This window comes from Thermomicrobium sp. CFH 73360 (assembly GCF_023806465.1).
Taxonomy (GTDB): Bacteria; Chloroflexota; Chloroflexia; order Thermomicrobiales; family Thermomicrobiaceae; genus Thermomicrobium.
The window spans coordinates 94,476-117,231 of the sequence record NZ_JAMSLS010000003.1; the positions used below are offsets into that span (position 1 = coordinate 94,476).

General features: G+C 61.4%; 24 protein-coding genes. 8 read left to right on the top strand and 16 right to left on the bottom strand.

Features of this window, described 5'->3' with window-relative positions; translation table 11 throughout:
- The first annotated feature begins 98 nt into the window (after positions 1-98).
- The 5 genes from NET03_RS07130 to NET03_RS07145 all read left to right on the top strand — a co-directional run bounded on the left by NET03_RS07130 (position 99) and on the right by NET03_RS07145 (position 5,748).
- Positions 99-2,396 carry a xanthine dehydrogenase family protein molybdopterin-binding subunit gene (locus NET03_RS07130; RefSeq protein WP_252128219.1) on the top strand — a complete coding sequence of 766 codons (2,298 nt, stop codon included), beginning with the start codon at positions 99-101 and terminating at the stop codon, positions 2,394-2,396.
- A complete protein-coding gene (locus NET03_RS07135) occupies positions 2,396-2,887 on the top strand; it encodes a (2Fe-2S)-binding protein (protein ID WP_252128220.1) in 492 nt (163 codons plus the stop codon). Before NET03_RS07130 ends, NET03_RS07135 begins: the two co-directional genes overlap by 1 nt.
- A 225-nt stretch (positions 2,888-3,112) precedes the next feature.
- Entirely contained in the window at positions 3,113-3,292 is a 180-nt protein-coding gene (locus NET03_RS13805; protein ID WP_353655800.1) for a DUF488 family protein, read from the top strand.
- Positions 3,274-3,651, top strand: coding sequence for a DUF488 domain-containing protein (locus NET03_RS07140; RefSeq protein ID WP_252128506.1), 378 nt, complete (start codon positions 3,274-3,276; stop codon positions 3,649-3,651). Before NET03_RS13805 ends, NET03_RS07140 begins: the two co-directional genes overlap by 19 nt.
- A 747-nt stretch (positions 3,652-4,398) precedes the next feature.
- A complete protein-coding gene (locus NET03_RS07145) occupies positions 4,399-5,748 on the top strand; it encodes a permease (protein ID WP_252128221.1) in 1,350 nt (449 codons plus the stop codon).
- 394 nt (positions 5,749-6,142) lie between these two features.
- Here NET03_RS07145 and NET03_RS13810 read toward each other — a convergent pair whose 3' ends face one another.
- From NET03_RS13810 to fdnG, 8 genes are all read right to left on the bottom strand, one after another.
- Positions 6,143-6,418, bottom strand: coding sequence for a winged helix-turn-helix domain-containing protein (locus tag NET03_RS13810; protein WP_353655801.1), 276 nt, complete (start codon positions 6,416-6,418; stop codon positions 6,143-6,145).
- 114 nt (positions 6,419-6,532) lie between these two features.
- Entirely contained in the window at positions 6,533-6,721 is a 189-nt protein-coding gene (locus NET03_RS07155) for a hypothetical protein (RefSeq protein WP_252128223.1), read from the bottom strand.
- Between the two features lie 364 nt (positions 6,722-7,085).
- Positions 7,086-7,442, bottom strand: coding sequence for a type III secretion fhipep protein (locus tag NET03_RS07160; RefSeq protein WP_252128224.1), 357 nt, complete (start codon positions 7,440-7,442; stop codon positions 7,086-7,088).
- Positions 7,443-7,612: 170 nt separating this feature from the next.
- The gene (locus NET03_RS07165) at positions 7,613-8,485 is read right to left on the bottom strand and encodes a formate dehydrogenase accessory protein FdhE (protein WP_252128225.1); all 873 of its coding nucleotides are present in this window, start codon (positions 8,483-8,485) and stop codon (positions 7,613-7,615) included.
- Positions 8,482-8,733 (bottom strand): hypothetical protein, encoded by a 252-nt coding sequence (locus NET03_RS07170; RefSeq protein ID WP_252128226.1) that lies wholly within the window; start codon positions 8,731-8,733, stop codon positions 8,482-8,484. The genes NET03_RS07165 and NET03_RS07170 overlap by 4 nt, the downstream gene beginning before the upstream one ends.
- A gap of 1 nt (position 8,734) precedes the next feature.
- A complete protein-coding gene (nrfD, locus tag NET03_RS07175) occupies positions 8,735-9,625 on the bottom strand; it encodes an NrfD/PsrC family molybdoenzyme membrane anchor subunit (RefSeq protein ID WP_252128227.1) in 891 nt (296 codons plus the stop codon).
- Positions 9,626-9,637: 12 nt separating this feature from the next.
- Positions 9,638-10,453, bottom strand: a complete 816-nt coding sequence (locus NET03_RS07180) for a 4Fe-4S dicluster domain-containing protein (protein WP_252128228.1) — start codon at positions 10,451-10,453, stop codon at positions 9,638-9,640.
- A 67-nt stretch (positions 10,454-10,520) separates the two neighbouring features.
- Positions 10,521-13,706 carry a formate dehydrogenase-N subunit alpha gene (gene fdnG, locus NET03_RS07185; RefSeq protein WP_353655794.1) on the bottom strand — a complete coding sequence of 1,062 codons (3,186 nt, stop codon included), beginning with the start codon at positions 13,704-13,706 and terminating at the stop codon, positions 10,521-10,523.
- A 149-nt stretch (positions 13,707-13,855) separates the two neighbouring features.
- On the opposite strand from fdnG, the gene NET03_RS07195 reads away from it, so the two are divergent.
- The 3 genes from NET03_RS07195 (at position 13,856) to NET03_RS07205 (ending at position 16,309) form a co-directional block, all read left to right on the top strand.
- Positions 13,856-14,278, top strand: a complete 423-nt coding sequence (locus NET03_RS07195; protein ID WP_252128230.1) for a nuclear transport factor 2 family protein — start codon at positions 13,856-13,858, stop codon at positions 14,276-14,278.
- A gap of 924 nt (positions 14,279-15,202) precedes the next feature.
- Complete coding sequence (locus tag NET03_RS07200; protein WP_252128231.1) at positions 15,203-15,691, top strand: NUDIX domain-containing protein; 489 nt, start codon at positions 15,203-15,205, stop codon at positions 15,689-15,691.
- Between the two features lie 276 nt (positions 15,692-15,967).
- On the top strand, positions 15,968-16,309 hold the full coding sequence (locus NET03_RS07205; protein WP_252128232.1) for a DUF2173 family protein: 342 nt from the start codon (positions 15,968-15,970) through the stop codon (positions 16,307-16,309).
- A gap of 450 nt (positions 16,310-16,759) precedes the next feature.
- Here NET03_RS07205 and NET03_RS07210 read toward each other — a convergent pair whose 3' ends face one another.
- From NET03_RS07210 to NET03_RS07245, 8 genes are all read right to left on the bottom strand, one after another.
- Positions 16,760-17,458, bottom strand: coding sequence for a type II toxin-antitoxin system HicB family antitoxin (locus NET03_RS07210; RefSeq protein WP_252128233.1), 699 nt, complete (start codon positions 17,456-17,458; stop codon positions 16,760-16,762).
- 566 nt (positions 17,459-18,024) lie between these two features.
- Complete coding sequence (locus NET03_RS07215) at positions 18,025-18,270, bottom strand: carbon storage regulator (protein WP_252128234.1); 246 nt, start codon at positions 18,268-18,270, stop codon at positions 18,025-18,027.
- 13 nt (positions 18,271-18,283) lie between these two features.
- Positions 18,284-18,721: a flagellar assembly protein FliW gene (gene fliW / locus NET03_RS07220; protein ID WP_252128235.1), complete on the bottom strand. Its 438-nt coding sequence runs from the start codon at positions 18,719-18,721 to the stop codon at positions 18,284-18,286.
- 23 nt (positions 18,722-18,744) lie between these two features.
- A complete protein-coding gene (flgL, locus tag NET03_RS07225; RefSeq protein WP_252128236.1) occupies positions 18,745-19,620 on the bottom strand; it encodes a flagellar hook-associated protein FlgL in 876 nt (291 codons plus the stop codon).
- Positions 19,621-19,660: 40 nt separating this feature from the next.
- A complete protein-coding gene (flgK, locus tag NET03_RS07230) occupies positions 19,661-21,067 on the bottom strand; it encodes a flagellar hook-associated protein FlgK (RefSeq protein ID WP_252128237.1) in 1,407 nt (468 codons plus the stop codon).
- A 65-nt stretch (positions 21,068-21,132) separates the two neighbouring features.
- Entirely contained in the window at positions 21,133-21,540 is a 408-nt protein-coding gene (locus tag NET03_RS07235) for a hypothetical protein (RefSeq protein ID WP_252128238.1), read from the bottom strand.
- A 15-nt stretch (positions 21,541-21,555) separates the two neighbouring features.
- Positions 21,556-21,867, bottom strand: a complete 312-nt coding sequence (gene flgM / locus NET03_RS07240; protein WP_252128239.1) for a flagellar biosynthesis anti-sigma factor FlgM — start codon at positions 21,865-21,867, stop codon at positions 21,556-21,558.
- Positions 21,868-21,973: 106 nt separating this feature from the next.
- Positions 21,974-22,753 carry a flagellar hook-basal body protein gene (locus tag NET03_RS07245; protein ID WP_252128240.1) on the bottom strand — a complete coding sequence of 260 codons (780 nt, stop codon included), beginning with the start codon at positions 22,751-22,753 and terminating at the stop codon, positions 21,974-21,976.
- Between the last annotated feature and the right edge of the window lie 3 nt (positions 22,754-22,756).

The window sequence follows — 22,756 nt, forward strand, 5'->3', positions numbered from 1 at the left end:
TCCTTCCCTGCTCCTGTTGGGTTGTTCTGCTCTTCGCGTACCGGACCAGTGTAACCTGATCTCGATGCTTGCGGCTCGCGCTGACGGGAGGAGATAGGGTGAGTGGTCGCACAACGTTCGGCATGATCGATGCATGGGAGCGCGTGACCGCACGCATCCGCTTGAGCCAGGACGTGAGCATTCCGGGGATGCTGCACGCTGCGGTCGTGCGCAGTACCATACCGCACGGCCGTCTCCGTCGCATCGAGACGAGTGGAGCCTGGACGGTGCCGGGCGTCGTCGCCGTTGTGACTGCTGCTGACCTCGCTCGCATCCCGAACTTGCGCCCTGTCTACGGTCCCCAGATCGAAGACCAACCCGTGCTCGCGCACGAGCGCGTCCGTTACGTCGGCGACATGGTTGCACTCGTCGCTGCGGAGAACGCGCGTGCGGCTCGCGAGGCCGCTGCCCGGGTCGTCGTCGAGTACGATCCGCTGCCTGCAGTCTTCGACCCGATTGAGGCGCTGCGACCAGACGCGCCGCTGATCCACGAGCTCCGCCCCGAAGAGCCGCATCGCGGCCATGCCGTTTACTTCGGTCTGCGACCGATCTTTGGGACCAACTGCTGTAACCATTTCCGGCTCTACACTGGCGACATTGAGCGTGGTTTCGCCGAGGCCGACCTCGTGCTCGAAGAGACGTTCCGCGTGCCGGCTGCGCAGCACGTGGCGATGGAGCCGCATGCTGCGCTTGCCTACTGGGAAGATGGACGTCTGGTGGTCATCAGCGGCACCCAGACGCCCTTCAACACCCGTCAGATCCTTGCCCAACTCTTCGGGCTTGCTCCAGAACAGGTACGCGTCATTGTACCCCCGATGGGGGGGTCCTTCGGCTCCAAGGTTTTCCCGCGCATTGAGCCGCAGGTGGCAGTCCTTGCCTACCTCACTGGTCGTCCTGTCAAGCTTGTGCTCGATCGCTACGAGGAGTTCGTGACGCTCACTCGCCACGCGACGGTCGTCACGATCCGCCTTGGCCTTACGCGTGACGGTCGCATCACAGCCAAGCGGGTGCAGGCGTACTGGAGTACTGGAGCCTATGCTGATTGCGGCCCGGATGTCGCACGCAAGGGTGGCTTCGGCAGTGTGGGCCCGTATCGCATCCCACATGTGGCGGTGGACTCCTACTGCGTCTATACCAATCTCCCGCCTGCCGGTGCCTTCCGCGGCTACGCCGTTACTGAGGTTGTCTGGGCCTCGGAGCGCATGATGGACATCGCTGCTGACGCGCTCGGGCTCGATCCGCTCGAGTTTCGCCTACGCAATCTCCTTCATGATGGTGAGCAGTTCGCGACCGGCGAGACGCTGCACGATGTTCACTTCCGCGAATGCCTAGAGGCGGTCGCTCGCGCACTCCACTGGGAACAAGGTTCCCGCGCGCGATCGCCCGAGGGTCGCCTCCGGGCCAAGGGGCTTGCTGTCGTCATGAAAGGGATGACAACACCGAGCCGCTCGGAGGCTCGTGTCGGTGTCGACCGCGCCGGACGCGTGACGGTCTATTCCTCGACTGTCGAACTCGGCCAAGGTGCCCGTACCGTGCTGGCACAGCTTGCGGCGGAGCCACTCGAAATACCCTACACGACTGTCCGTGTCGTCGATCCAGATACCGATCGCACTCCATTCGATAACCGCACCACCTCAAGTCGCTCAACCTACATGATGGGCAACGCAGTCCGCCAAGCCGCAGAGGCGCTCGCTCGGCGCCTTCGCGAGCTCGCAGCAGAGCGTCTTGAGGCCGCGCCGGAGGACCTCGAGCTTCTCCCTGGAGCGGTTTGTGTCCGCGGTGTGCCGGAGCGCTGTGTGAGCTGGGGTGAGCTCGTCACTGCGACGGGGAGCGACGAACTGCAAGAACACGCCGTCTTTAGGAACGAAGGTGGACTCGATCCCGAAACGGGACACGGCATTGCTTCCTCACACTGGCATCAAGGAGCGGCAGGTGCCGAAGTCGAGGTTGATCCAGAGACAGGGCAAGTACGCATTCTGCGACTTCATGCTGCAGTCTATGCTGGCCGCGTGGTCAATCAACTCACGGCAGCATTGCAAAACGAAGGCAGTATGATCATGGGACTCGGTAGCGCGCTCTTCGAGGAGCTTGTCTACGACGAAGGGCAGCCGCTCACGACGAATCTCTCAGACTATCTCATCCCCTCGTTTCTCGATCTTCCGGTGACACTCTCACACGACCTCTTGGAGTGTCCTGGGGCCGAGGTGCATGGGCTTGGTGAAACCGCTCTGCCGCCCGTCCCCGCGGCCATCGGCAACGCCGTCGCGCGGGCCATCGGTGCTTGCCTCACGGAATTACCGCTGACCCCCGAACGCGTGTTACGTGCCCTGCGCGCCACTCGGCAGGAGGCGTCCTGATGGGACAAGTTGTTCACCTTGCCGTCAACGGTGAGTACCACGAACTTTCGGTCCTCTGCGACGAGACCCTTCTCGAAACCTTGCGTGATCGTCTTGGGCTCACCAGCGTGCGGGAAACCTGCGGTATCGGCATCTGCGGTGCGTGCACTGTGCTTGTTGATGGACGTCCCGTTTCCAGCTGCCTGCTTCTTACGAGTCTCGCAGATGACGCCCAGGTGACAACGCTCGAAGGACTGGTTGGTCCGAACGGTGCGCTCCATCCCGTTCAGGAAGCGTTCCTCGCGCAGCAAGCTTTTCAGTGCAGCTACTGTACGCCAGGGATGATCTTGAGTGTCGTAGCATTGCTCACGGAAAATCCTACCCCTACCCCCGAGGAGGCCGCGGCTTACCTCGCCGGCAATCTCTGTCGCTGTGGCTCCTACCTCCGTATCCTTGCGGCAGTGGAGGATGCTGCTCGGCGGTTGCAGCAGACCAGGAAACTGTCACGGTGAAGGCAAAGCGCCGGACACGACTCCGGCGGTGCAGGCGAGCATCTGCTTACCCTTCGGATCCTGTGCTATGCCTATACGCACCACGAGACCTTGCCGGGCTGAAGCTGATCTACAGGTGGTACAGTAGGGCCGGTGATGACTCTCGGGATTCTCACACGGCCGAGAGTTTTTCGCCATCCGTCGAGTGCAGGCAGCCGATTCATCCTCGATGCAAGACTGAGCATGATGTCGAACGTCCAGATCTTCACCATTGGCCACTCTAATCGCTCCTTGGAGGAATTTCTGGCTCTGCTCCGCGCGTATGGGATTCGCTGTCTGGTGGACGTGCGGCGTTTCCCCACTCACGCCGGAATCCACAGTTCGATCGGGAACTCCTTGCCCAGCAGCTGCCAGAGCACGGCATGAGCTATCGGCACTGCCCCGCTCTCGGTGGTCGGCGCCGACCGCGGCCTGATTCGCCCAATACAGGCTGGGTCAAGGCCGGCTTCCGTGGCTTCGCCGATTACACGCAGACTCCTGTCTTTGCTGCTGCGCTCGAGGAACTTCTCCAGGTGGCGATACGCGAGGGGTCACTCGCTCTGCTCTGTGCCGAAGCGGTGTCGTGGCGCTGTCACCGGAGCCTTATCGCCGATGCGCTCGCTGCGCGTGGTATCTCTGGCTGGCATATCCTCTCCCCCACGCGTCTGCAGCCGCACCAGCTAACTGTCTTCTCCCGCGTTGTCGATGGCGTCGTCCAGTATCCCGGCTACGTGCAGGCTCCATAATCCGCCTATCTGCCATAACACTCGGGTGAGGACGGAGACGCTCGACACTGTTGTCGCGCTCCTGTTGAGCGGATCGCAATCTCCGGCGCGTCAACTGGGCTGCAGTGTTCCGCTTTGACTCTATGTATCTCGGCGCTCGGTGTCCACCAGTTCGGGTTCTCAGGAAGCACGCGCAGCTCGGTAGCTGCGGTGGAGTGTAGGAGTGTCCTGTGCCGACTACGATTCCTCCATAGCTGATTCACGACGCGTGGTTCCCATCTCGGAGCAGCCGGACGACCGCGGTCGCCCGGTATTGCCCCAGTTCGGTCCCTCGCGATCACGAGGGATTCTGGTATCGGGTGATCCCGAAACCCGTTCTCGGCGATCGCGCCCAGAGACGTTACGGCACCCAGTAGTGTACGGCAATCCCCGACGATTCCCAAACGCCTTGTTGACAAAGGCCGAGCGGTGCGCTACGCTGTCGACAACGGTTGGTTGCGAAGGTCTGTTGCACGCATGCACGATCGTCGCGTGAGATTCGACTGTTCCCCAGCTCGTGCCTGGCTCCTTGGCCAGGATGCTGGGCCGAGTGTTCCTCGAGGCCCCTGATCCCCCTGATGCGGCCGGTTCGGCCGCCTCTGACAGAAGATGCAATCTCTCTGCCCAGAGTGCGTATCTGATGCGACTCCGAGCATGGTGGAACCGTGTCCCGTGCGGTCGGGTCGCTTCAGCGGCTGATGCAACGGTCTCGCTGAAAGGGGGATCTCCGTGAGCAGTGCCGTTCCACGACAGCCTTTGGCGTCGGCTCAGCGCTCAAGCCTCAGCTTCGTCCTCGCACTCGGTCTCTTCGTTCTGAGTCTTGCCTTCCTGCTCGGTACCGTCGTCGATATGCGACGGGCTTTCCTCCTTGCTCCCGAGTCCTATGACAAACTCGGCTCTCCCTCAGCCTTCTTGTACGTCACTCCGTGGCATCTTGGTGCACTCGTGCTTGCGTTCGTGCTCTGTTGGCTCGCCTATCGGGCGCTGCGGACCACCGAGTCGACGCTCAGCCTTAGCGACCTCCGTCGGGCCCGTGACGTCCTCGCGGGACTACTCATGGGCCTCCTGGTCGTTGATCTCTTCGTCTATCGAATCGTCCAAGCGCAGCGCGTCGCGGCCGCTGGGAAGGCGGGTATTGCCAAGACCTTTGCCGTCGATGCGCTGCCGACCTGGCTGCGTCCGTTCGGCGAGGCGGTCAACTTCCTTCTCGTCGTCTGGCATGCAACGACTTTGGGAATCTTGCTCGGCGCGTTGTTCCTTGTCTTGCTCTGCTCGAGCGAGCGGCTGAAGCGTGCCTTCAGCCTGCGTGGGTTCCAGGCCCATGTTACCGGCAGCGTCAGTGCGCTCGCCTATCCGTTCTGTTCGTGCTGCGCGGGCCCGCTCGGAGCCAGTCTCTACCGTGGTGGTGCCTCGCTCAACGCGTCTCTCGCGTTTGTGGTCGGAGCTCCTCTCCTCAACGTGACAACATTGTTCCTCGCTTCCGCCCTGCTGCCTCCGGAATTCGCTCTGTTGCGCATTGTTGGAGGTGTCATCTTGGCCGTCTTCGGGACCTGGCTTGTCGCCTTAGCTGTTCGACGTCGACCACCCGTGATTGTTGGTGACGCGAGCATGCGTGGTCTACGCTGGCTTGAGCGTCTCACGCGGGCATTTGCGTTCGAACAGGTCGTCCAGGGGCGACGAGTCGAATCTCCGTCGGAACTCATCGCAGCATGGCTCCGTACGACCTGGGTGATTGCCCGTGTCGCGGTGCCGATGCTTTTCATCGCTGCCGCAGTGATTGGCTGGGTAGCTCCCGTGGTCACTGCGCTCGGCGGCGGTAACACCGTTGGTACCGTGATCTTTGCCACCGTGGTCGGAGTTCTCTTCATGATTCCCACTTGGACGGAACTCGCCATCGCCGCGCCACTCATCCAACAGGGTCTTACGGGCCCAGCCGCGGCGCTTCTGCTCGCCCTGCCAGCGGTCAGCTTGCCGAGTCTTCTCATCTACGGCGCTGCGCTGCGTGATTGGCGTGTCCCGGCGTTGCTCGTCCTGGTGGTGGCTGTGGTCAGCATCGGCGCAGGGCTGCTGTTCCTGTGACCGCCTGAGTGTGTCGCGCATTCGTGTCCGGGTTTTTCACCACCCCGTGCCCTCGCGCGTGCGGGGCACGGGGTGAGACCTTTTGGCTGCGCAACGCTTTCAGGTGTGTTGCCTTGTCAAAAGCCGCTTGCCGAAAAGCCGGAGAGAGCGCTGGTCTTCTCGTCTGTTCTTCCTCACGTGGCTCCTTCTGACGGGAGGGTCAATCAGTACTGCGCTGCCGCACGCAATGAGGCGCCTGGGAACAGCGCATGACCAAAAAGCTTGGCGTGTTTTCTTTCTCCAGTTTTGTCCTCGCCGTCCCTGGCCTGTGGGCGAAGAGATTCCAGGCTGGGGCCCACACAACTCTCTCGTGGACGTTCCTCCGTTCCGATCACCGGCATCGAGCGTGCGGTGTTCAGGGTGCAGATTCGGCGCGAGATAGCTCGTTCACTGCTGCCCATCCCATCTCGGTGAGCTTCCAGATCCCTCGCGGTGAACTCGATTCCAGTAAGCCCTCTTGGACCATCATCTTCCGGCACCATTGTGCCGTATTCTTCCATCTGATACTTCCATTGGATCGCAATGGGCTGCGATCGTAGTCATTCAACACTGCTCCCATCTTTTGCTCAACAAGCTGTAGGACGTGCTCAGTCCTGCCTGCCCCGCCAAGCTGTGCGAGCGCTTCCAGGATTGGCCGCCTAAAGGCTTCTTCCGGTGTCCGAAGACCACGCGGAAGCCGCTTCCCCGTGGCTGGTCGTGGTCTGCGCCTCGGCGTGGGGAGGGACTAGGTGAAGAGCTCAGACCATTAAAACTGCATCTCTTTGACGCGTGCTCGAAAGGCCTCGCATTGACGGGCGACCTCGATTGCCCGTTGTGCCTCGTCCAACTGTCCTTGCTCCAGGCAGAGTGCTCCTTGCCGACGAACGGCCTCAACGACAGCAGTGATCTCTTGAAGAAGCAACTCGAAGGCAACCTGTACATCATTCTGCGTCATAAGGAAACCTCTCCGAAGACCCCTCTCGTCTCGGCTATCAAGAAATTGTATTTGCTCATGGACCCTAGCCTATCCTGGTCATAACTGTGTGGGGACGAGCAGATTCATCACCACCTCGGCTGTGGACTCTAGCGTTTATCTGATGAAAACCCAGAGAAGACCATTCTCACTCACCTCCACTGGTGGTTGGCCGGCTATTGTTCTGGTGTGGAGAGGCACTGTGCTGCCCGACGCCTGAGCACAGCAACGTGGGTAACTTCCGAGTTTCCGAGTGGAGAGATCCGTTCTTTGGGAGCGGATGATGGACTGACTCAAGTGTGGAGCACATTTGAGAAGCAAGTGCGCTGGTCACAAGCGATACGTCCTATGCCCGTGGCTTGTCTGCGCTCGGTGCGCCGAGTGCCAACCATGCACGGAAGTCTGGGTCGTGCTGCGCCAATTGATATTCCATCAACACTTCTTGGCACATTGCCCGCAATCCCCCGCTCCCCGGGGTTTCCAGCACCAGCTGCAGCAGCCATCCCTCAAACGCCTCTGGCTCCGGGTCGGCTGCAATCGCTTGCTCCAGCACCCAGCGCTTGAGCTCCTGCCCAAGCGTGTCTGGTGTCTGGTCGCGCTTGCGTCGCTTCCGTCGACCTTCGCTCGCTTCCATGGCGGCAAGCAGTGCACGACAGAAGACTGAAGGTCGGGTCAGTTGTGCTGGATCGATCACCGGCGGCATGGCCTCGTCCTTTCGACCGAGATGGCCCCTTGCCCCTCCCAAGACGGCTTGTCAAGCAAATTCGAATCGGGCAACTTACTCCCTGTTGCTGCGCCGGCCGCGTATCGCATGTCTGCCGCAACGTGACATTGCTGGGAACGGGTGCAATCGGCACTGCCCGCACCAGACAGTTAGGCAAGCAGTTCCTGTGCGACTACCTGGACCTCCAGCGGGTATCCTAGTCCCTCCGGCCGCTGATATCCCCGATCCTGAGCCAGTAAGTCGAACTCGACCGTTGTCAGATCCTGGAGGAGTATTTCACCATGGCTCCACGGTCCAAGCGTCGCGAATGTTTTCACGTAGCCGCGACACTGTTCACACACCTCGACGCGCTGGGAGTCCTGTTTCCCCTCCTCAGCGAAGTAGCGGAGGCTACGGTGGTCGCTGTTTCCACAAAACGGGCACTGCTGGTGCGGGTAACGCCACCCAGTACCGCACCGACCACAACGCAACCAACGCTCTCGCTCGAGTCCTCGAAACTCTGCCAGAGTGGGCCAAGCAGCACAATGGGGACAATAGCCCACTCGCCAACGTAGTAGCTCGCCCAAGGACATGACACGACTGGCTGACGCCAGGACAGGGATACTGAGGACGTTCCCAAGTACAGTAATGAGTTGCACGGCAATCTGCGTTGAGCTCGCCAGTTGTTCAAAAGCCACCGCATTGCCTTGGACACCTGCTTGGACGAGTTCGAGTGCAGAAAGTCGTCTCTGCGCCACAGCTTCCACTAGTGCTTGACTCTCTGGTAAGCCGTGCTCGGCGAGAAGTTCACTGGCCTCTTGAAAGAGTCGTTCCATCATGCCCAGATCAATCGCAAGTGTCTGCTGGTGGAGAAGCGGGACACTCAAGTGCGGCTCCGGTAGACGCTGTGTCGTGGGCACAGTCACGAGCGATCCCTCCGTGGTGTCAGTCAGCCGTAGCACGAGCACATAGAGCCGTGCCAGCGGGGCCAGGACCGCATCGTGCTGAGCGAGAGCTTCGAGCCGTGCAACAATTGCGGTCATTCGACGGTCATCCCAGCCAGTTGGCTCGCCTCTCCTTCTTTCGGGGTGTTGTAGTAGATGATCCTGGGGCCGCCAGGATGGAGTTGCACCTCCTGGGCGCGATTCCCGATATCGCCGCCGGAGCCACCACCACGTGACCGGGATGCTTCCGGGCTACAGGCTAAAAGCAGGGCTGTAAGAAGGATAACCATGACCCAGCGCAGCCCTTGCTGGATGCGGCGTGACGTGCTGAAGCTCTTTCTTACCACCTTACGCTGCCTCCGAGGAGAGAATCACGGCAACACGCAGGAAGAAGGCACCAGCCAACACAAGTACTGCCAGGCTTGGGACGGCATAGCGCCCAAGCAGTTGGGGGCGCCAGGTCAAGATCAAAGGCAGCAGAACACCGAACACAAGCGTCAGTGCCAAGATCACACCGTACACGTTGCCCAGCACGAGACGTAAGACGCTGCCTTGCAGTGTGAAGAGAAGCCCCAGAGCCACCACGAGCGTGACCCCCAGGGCGCCAAAGAGCAGCTGCCCAAGCCATGTTGAAGTCGCTGGGGCTCGACGACGAGTAATCAGCAGTAAGAGTGCACACGCTGCGGCCATCCCTGAGGCGAAGAAGAGCGCTCCCAACCACACCGTATCGCCCCACAGCGGACGGTTCGTCGCATTGAGCAACACGCCCTTGTATCCGGCGTAGAACGTTCCGGCTAGACCAGCCACGAAGGCCAGGATGGTTCCGATCGGTTCCCGACCGAGGAACGCCAGCCCGCGAGGCAGCCGCCCAGCCTCAGCCAGGCTGCCCACGAGGATCAGGAACGAAGTCCCGCCGAAGACGAAGAGGGCCCATGCCCCCAGTGCCATCACCGACCACCACTTGAGGAACGTCGGGAGCAAAGTCTCAGAGAAGAGCAACATATGCCAGAACCGGTCTGGCCGCTTGAGATCAGCGATTAAGAGCAGACCGCTCAACACACTGCCGACCATGGCGATGCCGAAGCCCCAACGCGCCACGAGGCGGTCATCGCGGTTCCGACTGAACAACCAGAGGAGTGCCGCAATGCCGGCTGATGTCCCAGCTAGCCCGGCGACGAAGAACTCGACAACGGCAAACCAGCCCCAGTGTGGAGAGACTGTATAGAACGTGTCCGGCATGTCCCGCCCCCTTCACTCCCCGTCGTTCCCCTGCTTTGCCGCAGCAGCCAGCTGATCCATCCGCTGCTTTCGCAGCCCGACGAGTCCCAGGAGACCGAGTACCACAGCGGTCGCAGTCGAGACGGCCGCGGCCGCGGGTACGCGGGTCGAGGGGAGCTGCGGGTTCGACGGCAGGCCATACTTCTCCGGTTCGTCGAGCAGCAGGTAGAACGAATTCAACCCGCCGAGGATCGACTCGTCGTGGCCATAGAGCCGAGCCTGCGTCACACCCTGAGCATGCAGCTGTTCGAGCCGCTGTTGTGCCCGCTGGCGAAGCTCCGAGATCGGCCCGAATTGGATCGATTGGGTCGGACAAGCCTGGGCACAAGCCGGTACCATCCCGGCCTGCAGCCGGTCGTAGCAGAGCGTGCACTTCATTGCGGTATTCGTCTCAGGGTTGATCTCGATGACGCCGAATGGGCAGGCCGAGATGCACGCCCGGCACCCGTTGCAGACGTCCTGTTGGATCACCACGGTGTCGAACTCGGTCCGGATGATGGCTCCTGTCGGGCAGGCCTCAAGGCAGGCGGCACGGACACAGTGCTTGCAGACGTCGCTCATCATGAGCCAGCGGCCAGTCGAGCGATCCGGCGTGAAGTCCTCAATGAACTTGACGTGTCGCCACTGGATGCCGCTGAGCGACACAGTGTTATCGTAGGACATGCCACTGAGCTGCACCTTGCCGCCGTTCCGTGCCGGGAGCTGGTTCCATGCCTTGCAGGCGACCTCGCAGGCTTTGCAACCAATACACACCGAGGTGTCAGTGAAGAAGCCCATCGGTTCCGCCATGGCTCATCTCCCCCAGAGATCCCCAGGGCGACCAGCCGTGGCCGCCCTGGGTCTCCTCCAGTCCCCACTACTGCGCTTTCTCGACGTTGACCAAAAGGGCCTTGGCTTCGTGGATCATCACATTCGGGTCAGCGACCCAGGAAGTCAGGTCGTTTACGACATCCCCAACCGCTAACCCCATGAAGCCCCAGTGCCACGGCATTCCAATCTGATGCACCGTCTTCCCGTTGACCGTCAGGGGCCGCAGCCGTGGCGTCACGAGCGCCTTCGCGACGATCGAGCCTCGCTTCGAGCTAACGCGTACGAGGTCAAGATTCTTGATCCCCTTCTCCGCCGCGAGCTCGGGGCTGATTTCCACGAACAGCTCTGGCTGCAGCTCGGCCAGCCACGGCAGCCAGCGGCTCATCGCACCAGAGAGGTGGTGCTCCGTTAGGCGGTAGGTCGTCAACACGATCGGGTACTGGGTATCGCCCACGGTTGCCAGCTGGTTCCGCTCGTGCTCGTAGATCTTGGCGATCGGATTGATTTGCCACTTCGGATACAAGAGGTTCGGCACCGGGGATTCGACCGGCTCGTAATGGGTGGGTAGCGGTCCGTCTTGCAACCCAGTTGGCACAAAAAGCCACCCCTTCCCGTCGGGTAGCAGAATGAAGGGGCTCTTGCCGTCGTGCGCGTCCATCCCTGCCGCACCAGGCTTGGCTGGGGTATCTGGTGCCTTGGTGGCAGGGAAGTCCGGCACGTCGTACCCAACCCATTTCTTCTGCGTCGCATCCCACCAGACAAGCTTCTTGCGCTCCGACCAGGGATTCCCATTGGGGTCGGCGGACGCCCGATTGTAGAGAATACGTCGGTTGGCCGGCCACGCAAAGGCCCAACCGAGGTGCGTCCCTGGCTTGTCATCCGGATCTGGATTCCGGTTCGCTGGCAAGAACTTCCCTTCCTCGGGATACGCCCCGCAGTAGATCCAGGAGGCACAGGTCGTTGAGCCATCATCCTTGAGTTCGCCGAACCCCTTCAGGAGTTCGCCAGTGTCGGTCTTAAATCCGTTAATTTCTCGCCAAATCTTCATGACGTCTGGCTCACCCTGAATCCGGGTATTCGTTGGGTAATGGCCAGGATCATAATCGAAGTCCCAGGTAAGGTTCTTGAATCCTTCGTCACGCGGGAGCGTCGAGTCTGCGTACAGTTTCTTCAGGCGCAGGGCCAACTGGTGGGTAAACCACGCGTCAGAGCGGCAGTCTCCTGGAGGATCGGCGGCCTTCTCATGGAACTGGATCCAGCGTTGCGTGTTGGTGAAGGTGCCCTCAATTTCCGCAACCTGTGCCGATGGGAAGAGGAACACCTCCGTCTTAATCTCTTCCGGTTTCATCTCGCCACGCTCGACCTCCGGTGACTTGTACCAGAAGGCCGCCGTCTCAATCTCGAAGTTGTCCTTCACCACCATCCAATCCAAGTTGGCCAGGGCGCGTCGGATCAGGCTCCCGTTGATCGACGTCGCCGGGTTTTGCCCGAAGAAGAATGCCCCCTTGATCTCCCCACGTGCCATGGCGTGGAAGCTGGCCATGAAGGAGTAGTCACCAGCGATCTTTGGATGCCAGTCATAGCCGAAGTCGTTCTCCGGCTTGGCTGCATCCCCATACATGGACTTGAGATAGCTCACCAAGAACTTCGGCAAATTGGCCCAGAACCCGGTCGGTCGTGTCTCCGTGAGCATATAGTCGCGCAGGGTATCATGGTTGCGTCGGGCGTCCGGATGGGCCATATAGCCGTGAATCGAATGGTGTAATGTCGGAACATCGGTCGAGCCTTGGATCGTTGCGTGGCCGCGCAACGCGAGAATACCTCCACCCGGCCGGCCAACGTTGCCAAGGAGCAGCTGGAGGAGTGCCGCCGCACCAATGTTCTGCACGCCGTAGGTGTGTTGCGTCCAGCCCATGGCGTAGACCATCATGGTGGTCCGCTCGGGGCCGGAGTTCTCCGCGAGTATCTCCGCCACGCGCAGGAAGAGCTCCTTCGGCGTGCCACAGATCTGCTCCACCATCTCTGGGGTGTACCGTGAGAAGTGTCGCCGGACAATCTGGAAGACCGTCCGCGGATGCTGCAGCGTCGGATCCTTCTCCGCCGCCGGCGGCACCATCTTTTGGATCATCTCCGCAAACGTTGCTGCCTTCTTCGCTTCTTCGCGCGCCTTGGCCACGTCCCAGGCAGCCACACGTTTGTATTGCCATGTTGCGTTGTCATAGACGTATTTCTGGTTCGTACCCTGTGGTGCCTCCTTGAGCCCGGAGAATACACCCTCTAAGTCTTCCGTATCCTGGAAATCGTCGCGGATGATCGTCGCGGCATTGGTGTAATTGACGACGTAGTCTTTGAAATATTTTTCGTTTTCTATCACGTACCGGATGAGCCCACCCAGGAAGGCAATGTCGGTTCCTGAACGCAACGGAACATAGAGGTCAGCGAGTGCCGATGTCCGGGTGAAGCGTGGATCGATATGAACCACCTTTGCCCCCCGCCGCTTCGCCTCAGCTACCCAGCGGAAAGCGACCGGGTGGTTCTCCGCCATATTCGAGCCCATAATGAAGATGAGATCGGAATTGACACAATCACCCGCGTGATTGGTTGCACCACCGCGCCCGAGCCGAGTCCCCAGACCGGGGACGGTCGAGCTGTGTCATATCCGCGCCTGGTTTTCGATCCGCACAATCCCCAGGCCGCGCATCAGCTTCTGATGAATGTGGTTCCACTCGTTATCAATCGTTGCACCACCCAACGCGAAGATCGCCGTCGTATGCATGACCCGCTTCCCGTTGGGCAGTGTCTCCACAAACGTCTCATCCCGCGTCTTCTTGACCAGCTCCGCGACGCGGTCCATCGCCCAGTCAAGATCCACAACTTCCCACTGTGTCCCATACGGCTTGCGGTACAGGACCTTCGTCAGCCGGTTTGGGTTGACGTGCAGCTGGTAAGTCGCTGCTCCCTTGGGGCACAGGTTCCCTTTGTTTACCGGACTCTTCGGGTTCCCCTCGATATTGACAATCTGCCCGTTCACGACGTGCACCAGCGTGCCGCAGCCGACCGCGCAGTACGGGCAGACGCTCGGATAAACTTGCGCATCTTTGATGCGCAGCTGTTGGGCACGCACCTGCTTCGGCCGCAGGTCCACGCCCAGCCCGAGCAACGCTCCCGCTGCCGTCCCGGCTGCCGCGCCGCCGACCTTGAGGAACTGCCGACGCGACACAGCCATGGCCATTACGGTACCCTCCTCCACACTCCGTAAGGACACGCTGAGGCGCAGGAATGGTTCAACGTTGATCATATCTTATACACGGTGGTTGACCATGTCAAGAGCTGCTCGCTATCCTTGCCCCAGCGCTCAGTCGAAGGCGCGGGAGATTTGTCATGCATCGTTGGTCCATACCCCTTCTCTTTTTCGTGCTCACAGTCCTGGCGTGTTCTCGCCCCGTTCCTACAACGACCCCCACGCCTTTCGCGAACCCGGCCGATGAAATTCGCTTCGTCGTCACCCGGTACCTCGACGCCATCTACCACGGTCGTGCTGGCGAAGCCTGGCTCATGCATTCCCGCGCGACGAACGAGGGGGAGTCGTTTGATGAGTTCGCGGCGGTGGTCCAGGTGGCGAAGCAAGTTGGTAGCCGCATCGAGATTCTCCAAATCGACGAGCCCGAAATCCGCGGCGATCAAGCGTCCGTCATTGTCGTCCAACGCCTTGGCCCGCGTGTCACGACCTATATGTTCCGTCTCGTCTACGAAGATGGTCACTGGAAGATCCACAACCCTCGTGACCTTGTCCCACAACCCTAAGACGCTGTCGGTTGTCGTGCCCCTGATGATCGGCCGGCTCGCGCCCGGCTATCGCCACTCTCTGTCGCAGCGCAGCCTGTTCGTCATCACGTAAGCGCCTGCGCCAGCATTCGGACTTTCGCTCCTATCCCAGCAGGACCGGATGGAACTTGACGATGACGGCGAATGCAAGGAGCGTCTCATTTCCTTTCCGCTGACCCCTTCCCGGTTCACCTCGGGCAATTCCCACAAGCGGAGTGTTGCCTGCGCCCCACGCCCGTGAGCAGCCGTTCCCCATCCCGGCATGCGAGCGTGCGTCACCGCATGTGTTCCCCCTGGGCCGGCGTCACTTCTGTCTCGCCCGTGCAGTCGCGCCCAGTTGCGAGTACGGTGAGCTGCCAGAGAATGACGACATGCCTCGCTGTGGGGTTCCCTGTCGTCCACGGTTCTGACCCCGTGGTGCCACGAACGTGCATGCGTCCTTCCGGTGGTGCTCGTGCGGCCGGGTAGTCCACCCTACCGTCGTGGAAGATCGTTCTGCCTTCACAGATGGTCCTCTGCTGCTCAACACGAAGAGCGCGCTTGCTCCCAGGTCGTGGCCCGAGTATTTGCGTGTCACGGTGTGTCCGGCATCCGCCGCGTTCAGGCAACCGATCGACACGTCCTCTCCATGTATTCGAAGCGGCCTTGCACCCCTGTCACCAGCGAGAGGAACCGATGGTGTTGCTCGTGTTCCACTCGTTCCCTCATCGAGAATGGGGAAGTGAGGGAATGCATTGCGATGCGACGCTTCCAAGAGAGACCCTCGCACCCATGAGGAGCAATGATGCGATCTGCTGTCTGCGCTGCTCGAGGACAACAGAGCTCTCGCTATTGACGAGTCTCCTCTTCGCTGGATGTCCGCGATGCGGCCATACTCGAGAGGGTGTCAGAGAGGAGCATGCCATGCCTGAGCACAACCGTCATGTTGTTGCCGTCGGTGGTGTGGTTCGCCGCGGCGATGCCATTCTCTTGGTCCGCCAATGCTACGGTCCCTCCCGTGGACTCTATCTCTTCCCGGGCGGTCTCGTGGAGCCTGGCGAGACGCTGGATCAGGCGGTTGTCCGGGAAGTGACCGAAGAAACTGGCATCCAGACCGCTGTCTGCGGCGTCTTGGGCCTGCGCACCCGTTGCGACGGTGCCCGAAATGACACGTACGTGATGTTTCTCTTAGACTGGATCGCTGGTGAGCCGCACGCTGACGGACAGGAGATTGACGACGCGCGCTTCTTCTCTCTCCAGGAGCTCCATGACCCCGCCGTCCCAGTCACTGCGCTCTCGCGCTACATCGCGTTGCGTGTGCTGGAGGGGCGCTGCGCGCTCCAGCCTTTCGCCAGCGACTTTGACTACGCTGCAGCAGAGCGTGATCCGGCGACTTGGCGATTGTTCTGCTGAGTGATCCTTCGTCCTGGCATCGACGCGGTCTTAGGAAGAGTCCACCGCAAGCTTCCCGTGCCTGACCTGCCTCAGGATCGGGGACTCTTGGCCGCTCGATGTGCTCAGGCGTGGGTCACGTCGTCCACCTTGACCGATGGAACAGTCTACCTTTGACCTGATGACCTGATGATCTTCATACTGTACTTCTCTAGGGTACCCCTTACAATCATTTTGCTTGCCCGGGAGGTGTCCCGCTCCGAAGTGACCTCGTGTCCCCACGGAAGGAGGAAACCAATGGCGGTCAATCTCGATCGGCTCATGAACCTGCGCGGCGTCTTCGCTGCTGGCGAGTTCGGCCCTGATGGATCCCTTGTCGCGTACACAGGGCCGCTTTCCGAGGAACACGCGGCGATGACTGCGCTCATGTGCGCTGCAAACAACCTGATGCTGCGGATGCAGGCCGAGGTGTACTCCCGGTATACGGGGATGCAGTGGACTCCTCTGCGTGGCTGGGCCGTGGCAGCGGGGGATTATGCGGTCTGTGTTATGGGAAATGCTGGCGTGTTTGTGAAGTCAGACGAAGCAGACTTTAACCAGATCTTCCGCGAATTAGGACAGGAAGCGGGCGTGCTCTAGGACCTCTAAAGAACACCGCGTGACTTGTCCCTCTCGGGGCGGGATACCTCACCGGATTTTAGTCAGCTCGCCGAGGTCGGCAGGAGTTCCCCTGTTGAACCTGTCCGCCGTACCCGCGTTGGACCGCCAGAGGATCGTTGCGAGTGGTGAGAGCTCGGTACGACCTCTCTGGTGTTTCCCAAAAGCTGTGCCGAGGCGTAGACCACTTCGGTGGCCGGGCAGCGCCCCGGCGAACCCGATCGGTCCCTCGGTTCTGTGTCCACCGAGGCCGCCTGCTCAATCTCATGGACTAGGTTGGAAGAGGAGGAACGCCTCCGTCGTCACTCCACTCTCGGGGAAAGGTATCCGCGGATAGCGATTCCCGTGTAGTGTCTGACACGCTTCCCCGTGCTGCTCGTGCGCCATCCTTGTCGCCTGGCGGTGGTTCGTCGGTGCGCGAGTGGTGTCGGCTCATGTCTCTCGAGCCCGCTCCATGCACTGCACCCACGCGAGGAGTTCTATGGCGTGCTTGCACAGGTGACTTGTCCGACGCCGGAGCACCTTGGCAACCGTCCACTGCTCACCGTCGCGCTCCACCACCCGACTTCCCCATACGGCCCACCAGGCCCGAGTGACCGAAACAAAGGCCTGCGCTGCCTGCCGGAGCGCCAGGAGTGGGTCTTCCGGAAGTGCCAACGCACCGGCGTCGGGAGCTAGCCGCGCAGCATACCAGCGGTCAAACTCCGCGACGTGCCGCACGATTTGCGGTGGTGTGCAACCAGACGGACGATGGTCAAGTGGTAGGGTTTCCCACTCCCGTGTCCGATCTGTCAGCGCGACCAGCTCGTTGAGCGCCGCGTCGCCGACCTCCAACGCGTGGGCCAGCTCCTCAGGTGTGATGACGCGCTGGTCGATCTCAAACAACGGTCTTCGGCCATCGGGAGATGCCTCTGCAACTTCGACCACGGTGATCGCATTCGTGGGGCACTCAGCGACAGTGAGCCCCTTCGCACACAGCCACGTTCGATGTTTTGCGATCGCCATCGGTGCCTCCGTGATGAGTTCCTCAAGTGAGCAACCGGTGATCAGGCATCCGGGAAGTTCGATGATGAAACCCAGCCAGGTCGACTCCCATCGCTCAGCGACCAGCCTCCAGTGTGCGACGATCACTGCGCTACTCGCCTTCCACGTCTCCGGTGAACAGGTGTCCACAGGTGTGGCAAGATGCCCGTCCGCGCTCCCCTTTCACCCTTACGAGGACGCTGCGATGCCTCGAAGACACTGTGCTGACGAGGTGACAGCTGCACCGCACACCTCTGCGATACATACAACGCGCAGTTCGGGAATCTGTCACGTAGTGGTGGAAAAGGGGAAGCGGGCGGAAACGTGTTTTCACTCTGCGTTCTTACCAATCGCCGAGAGGAAGCCAAGGTTGCGGTATGCCGAGTAGGCCAGTGGATGACTTCGGGGGGCAGCCTGAGATAGAGTGTTCTTCCTCCTCGTTGAACTGTCCATGCGGCTGACATTGAGCTCACCCCGCAACGCCATCTTCAGCGCTGATGGTGATGTGCCCGTATGGCTCCTGCGAGCGAGGATTGGATGCGGTTCGGCTGGACACTGGCGAGACAGTTGGCGGTACGGCTGGGAACAAGCGCCTTGACTTCGTCCTCGGGAGGACTATGTCTGGAATTGGAGAGTCGCGGTGAGGAGGGCTGCGGGGTGTTTTCCCAGGGTGATCAGCGTTGCTGTTCGCCCGCCCCGGCCAGGGCACGCTTGAGACGCTCTAAGACACGCTGTGGGGAGTATGCTGCCTGCCGGTTTGCTGCCTCCACTGCCGCGAGGAGCTCTGCCCGCACGATCGGGATCTCACGTGAGGCCTCGATCCCCAGTTTCACTCGTTCTCCCTCGACTGCGAGGACGATGACCCGGATTCCCTCCCCAATGACGACCGCCTCGCCCGGGCGACGGGTTAAGACAAGCACCGGCGTGCCCCTTTCACCGCGTCAGGATCGGATGACGCGTCCCCCAGCCCGACTCGGTCAGGACGACTTGCGTGCCGCAACCCCGTTCGAAATCAAGGACCAGGGGGCCAAGTAGGTTCGCTGTCACCAACCCGTCCTCGTGCACACTGAGCGTCGCCCACAGCTCGACCTGCTCGCTGCGCCCGACGCCAAGAGCCACAAGCGCTGCGCGGTCAGATGCGGCCAGCTGTTCGAAGAAGTCCGGAACCAGCTCCAGGACCGGCGCGAGCACGAACTCGATCCCGGGTTCGTCGAGAGAGCGGAGCAGGAGCAGCCCGGGGAGGTCTTCCGGGGCTTCCACCATAAAGCGTCGCCATTCCGGACAACCCACAAGTCCGTTGGGGAAGATGATCTCGGTGTGGATCGCCGTGAGATTGCTAACCGTCTGGGGTTCGCTCATCGGTTGTGTCATCCTCTGCTCCTTATACGTGGTCGTCACCGGAGGTAATCGAGCAGTGTCGGTTGGATTGCGCGAGCCCCTGCCTGTAATGCCGCCCGGTAGGTCAGTTCTTCCTTTGAGAAACGGGTGACAGCCTCAGCCATGTCGGTATCGCCGGCTTCGCTCAGGAGCCGCAACGTACTTGTGTGTGCATCGAGCAAGCGGTCTCGCTGTGCCTCAAGCCGATTAACCCGGGCGCCGACTGAGGCCTGGGCTGCCAAAAGCTGCGTGTGCGCTGCGTCGATGGTGGAAAGCGTCGCCCGAATAGCTACTGGGTCGTTTGCTGCAACAGCATCACGTGCCTGCTTGAGTGCCTGAAGCACTGGCAAAATCGCCGTGTCACCGGTCACGTTGATCTCAATGCTGACCCCGCGGTCGATCAGTCGGGAGAGTGGATGGCTGTTTCCTTGATACGTCGGTGGATCGGCCGAGAGGTCAAACGGCTCAGTCTGCGTCAGGGTGCCAGCAAAGAGGTATTGGCCAGCGTGTGCATAGTTGCCTGTTGTAGCGATCTGCTCCTGCAGCGCGGTCAACTCTTGCCAGATTGCTTGACGGTCGTCGGCGGAAAGCGAGTCATTCGCAGCCTGCACCACGAGTTCCCGTGCCCGCTGCAGCGATTGCCCCACAGTCGTCAGTGCTTGATCCGTCAAGTCGAGCCACGTCTTCGCCTGCTCAACGTTCGCGAGGTACTGCTCGATCTCCTGGGCGGCCGAGCCGAGCCGAAGCACCGTTGCCGTTCCGACCGGGTCATCGGATGGCCGGGCAATGCGGCGTGCCGAGGTGATCTGCTGATACACCCGCTCCATCCGCGCCAGATTCCCTACAAGGTTCCGGAGCAGCGTGTCCACCAGCATTCCGTGCGTCACCCGCATTATTGTGCCCCTTTCTCCGACCGGCTCAGCAGGGTTGCGCTCACCGGCCAACCAGCCCCATTCCGTTGATGATGCGGTCGAGCATCTCATCCACGGCGGTAATAGCGCGCGCTGCTGCACTGTAGGCCTGCTGGAACTTCACCAAGTTCGCCATCTCCTCGTCCAGTGAGACCGACATGATCTCCTGCCGCTGCCGGTCGATCGCCTGTACCAGGGACCGCTGGTTCTCGCGTGTCACCTGGGCCGTCTGGGAGGCGCCGCCGACCTCGGCGACCAGCGTGTTGTAAAAGTCATTGATCGTCGCCGTATTGCCGTTCAACACGAGTTTCGAGCGGAGCTCAGCGATCGCACGCGCGAGAGTGTTGTTCCCTGGCTCGTCCGCGGCGTCCGCCGCTGCGATAAGCTGCGGGTTTGCTGCAATTGTTGCTTCGATTTCGAGATCACCGCTTGGTGTCACCACGAAGAACGGGCGTCCGGGCGGTGGCCCAGGCGGATCGGTCAGACCGTAGCCAGTGCTGTGCAACGCGTTTACCTCGTTCGCCAGTGCGTCGCGAATTGCCTCCAACTTCTGCACGAGACCGGGCAGAATGACGTTGTGCGTATCGAGCAATGCCTGCAGCGAACCGCGTTCCAGGGCCACTGGGCTATTTGTTCCCTGCCAGCGGATACTGGCGGTTCCTCCGGAAACCTGGACGGCGAGCGGGAACCACTGATCCTGATCCACCAGCGGATAACCACCCAGAGAGAGGTTGACGGCGCCGTTGGGGAGTGTCCGGATCGTGACGCCGGTAAAGTTCGCCAGCTTGTCCAAGAGGAGGTCCCGCTGGTCCATGAGATCGTTCGGGGTCTGTCCTGTCGCAAGAGCCGCGACGATCTGCTGGTTGAGTGCTGCCAGCCGCTGCGCGATGCTGTTCACCTCGCTGACTTGGAGAGAGAGCTTCATCGCGGCGTCGGCTTGGAGTTCACCGAGTTGTCGTCGCATCCGGTTGAGATTCGTGGCGAGCGTCGCGGCATCCTGGACCAGCGCTGCGCGCGCTGCCAGATCTTCTGGCTGGTTTCCCACCGCCTGCCAGGCGCGCCAGAAGCGGTCAAGCAGCGCTCCGAGCCCGGCCTCTGTCGGTTCGTTGAAGACGGCTTCAATCTGGGCGTACGCATCCACTTGTGCCGAGGCTTCACCGAGTGCCTGTGACTGTACCCGGTACTGAAGATCGAAAACCGATTCCCGCACCCGGGTGATGCTTGCCACCAGCACCCCGGTGCCCACCTGCCCAGCGAGTCCCGAGCGATTGAAGGCGGGAACGGTATACGGCATGCTCGGCACCAGCTGGACGCGTTGCCGGGCAAATCCGGGAGTGTTCGCGTTCGCAATGTTGTGATTGGCGGTATCAACAGCGCGTTGTTGGGCCATTAAGCCGCGAAACGCTGTCTCCAGAGCTCGGAATACCATACCCGGTCCGCCTTCCCGCTCCCTCTGAGGAACAGTTTCGGCACCTTTGTTTGTGCGCAACAGTCCTAAATGCGGAGATCCGAGAGTCCCTGTCGGTATCGAGCGAGCGTCGCGAGTGTTCCTTCACTGTCTAGCCGACTCTCGGCTGCGAAGCGAGCTGCACCACCCCGACCAGGCCGGTAACCCTGGCCGCGTGCCTGCACGCTCCTGGCGTCAACCAGGAACTGGTCGGTCGTGGTGAAGAGGGTCTGCACAAGGAGTGCAGCGCGCTCGCGCAGCGTCACCAGTGCCGCGACCCGCTCCGGATCGGCGGTCGTCGGCGCGAGTACGGTCGCTCGCTCTTCGAGCAATCGCGCGACGGCCACTATCTCCTCTGGGGTACCACCCGTTAACGCCTCGACGAGTGCGGCCAAAAGCTCCCCAACCACGGCGAGTTCGTCACGTGCGCCGCGCCCGTGCGTTGCTTTGCCCATGCTGTCCCCCAGCAGCTATTCGCTTTCCAGCGTCGGCCGGAGCTCGGCAGCGATGCGGTCTGCGACCGCCTCCAACGGTGCCTGGTAGCGGCCAGCCTCCAGGAGCTTCCGGATCGCTGCCACCCGCCCTTCCCGTACATCCGGTGCTTGCCGCACGATCTCAATCGCTCGCTGGACTTCCTGCAGCTCCGGTGTCAGCTCAGCAGCCTGTGATGGGCGATCCGGCCGACTGACCGGAGTGACCGGCTGGCGAGCCTGCTGCTGCTCAGGCGGTTCAACCCGCTGGATCGAGGGATCGTGCCAGACGTGCCCGACCTGGTTGACCATGACCCTTTTCCTATCCTGCCAGCGTGCGGCACTCGCGTCCCGCTCTGCTCAGTCTATCGGCAGGCCGCTGGACTTTCTGAAGGGTATCTCCTGCGGGTGCCCGCCGTCACTGCCGAAGCCGCGTCGCAATCTCAACCAACTCGTCCAGCGTCTGGAGCGCCCGTAAGTTCGCAGTATATGCGCGCTGTGCCATGATCAACTGCGTCATCTGCTCGACGAGATCAACGTTGGAGTGCTCGCGCACACCGTTCAGGACGAGTGGCGCGCTCCCTTCACCAGTTCCCGCAGCTTCCGGTTGTCCCGCTGCGTCGGTTGCTAACCACCGTCCCTGACCAGCCGCGAGTAAGCCCTGTGGGTTTGGGAAGCGGACAACCTCGAGGCGTCCCACTGGCTGTGTGTCACCTGCTCCAAGTGCTCGCACGAAGATGGTTCCATCAGGAGCAATCTGATCCAACTGTGCTCCGGCTGGAAGAACGAGCGGTGGTAGTGGCAGGCTCCCGTCCTCGAAGACCAGCCGGCCCGCTCCGTCCAGACTCACGCGCCCACTTCGCCGGTAGGCGACCGTCCCGTCCGGAAGCTGCACCGGGAGAAACGTGTCTGGCCTGGCAAGCACAAGGTCGGACGGGTCACCGGTTACTACAATCGGCCCCAGGGTGAACTGGCGAGTAGTTCCGACCAGCTCCACACCAGTTCCCACGCCGACCGGCCCTAGCGTGGCCGCTCCTGCCCGTGCCACAACGTACTCTTGCGGTGGGATTGCAGCGAATTCGGCTCGCACAGCCTTGAAGCCGTCCGTCTCCACGTTGGCCAGGTTGTGCGCAATGGTGTCGAGTCGGATCTGCTGGGCGCGTGCACCGCTGACCGCAGGGAAATAGAGCGCTTCCATCGC

Coding starts and splice junctions, on each gene's coding strand:
- NET03_RS07135 (WP_252128220.1), top strand. CDS start 2,396: ATGGGACAAGTTGTTCACCTTGCCGTCAACGGTGAGTACCACGAACTT.
- NET03_RS13805 (WP_353655800.1), top strand. CDS start 3,113: ATGTCGAACGTCCAGATCTTCACCATTGGCCACTCTAATCGCTCCTTG.
- NET03_RS07155 (WP_252128223.1), bottom strand. CDS start 6,721: ATGACGCAGAATGATGTACAGGTTGCCTTCGAGTTGCTTCTTCAAGAG.
- NET03_RS07160 (WP_252128224.1), bottom strand. CDS start 7,442: ATGCCGCCGGTGATCGATCCAGCACAACTGACCCGACCTTCAGTCTTC.
- NET03_RS07165 (WP_252128225.1), bottom strand. CDS start 8,485: ATGACCGCAATTGTTGCACGGCTCGAAGCTCTCGCTCAGCACGATGCG.
- nrfD (WP_252128227.1), bottom strand. CDS start 9,625: ATGCCGGACACGTTCTATACAGTCTCTCCACACTGGGGCTGGTTTGCC.
- NET03_RS07180 (WP_252128228.1), bottom strand. CDS start 10,453: ATGGCGGAACCGATGGGCTTCTTCACTGACACCTCGGTGTGTATTGGT.
- NET03_RS07195 (WP_252128230.1), top strand. CDS start 13,856: ATGCATCGTTGGTCCATACCCCTTCTCTTTTTCGTGCTCACAGTCCTG.
- NET03_RS07200 (WP_252128231.1), top strand. CDS start 15,203: ATGCCTGAGCACAACCGTCATGTTGTTGCCGTCGGTGGTGTGGTTCGC.
- NET03_RS07205 (WP_252128232.1), top strand. CDS start 15,968: ATGGCGGTCAATCTCGATCGGCTCATGAACCTGCGCGGCGTCTTCGCT.
- fliW (WP_252128235.1), bottom strand. CDS start 18,721: ATGACACAACCGATGAGCGAACCCCAGACGGTTAGCAATCTCACGGCG.
- flgL (WP_252128236.1), bottom strand. CDS start 19,620: ATGCGGGTGACGCACGGAATGCTGGTGGACACGCTGCTCCGGAACCTT.
- flgK (WP_252128237.1), bottom strand. CDS start 21,067: ATGGTATTCCGAGCTCTGGAGACAGCGTTTCGCGGCTTAATGGCCCAA.
- NET03_RS07235 (WP_252128238.1), bottom strand. CDS start 21,540: ATGGGCAAAGCAACGCACGGGCGCGGCGCACGTGACGAACTCGCCGTG.
- flgM (WP_252128239.1), bottom strand. CDS start 21,867: ATGGTCAACCAGGTCGGGCACGTCTGGCACGATCCCTCGATCCAGCGG.
- NET03_RS07245 (WP_252128240.1), bottom strand. CDS start 22,753: ATGGAAGCGCTCTATTTCCCTGCGGTCAGCGGTGCACGCGCCCAGCAG.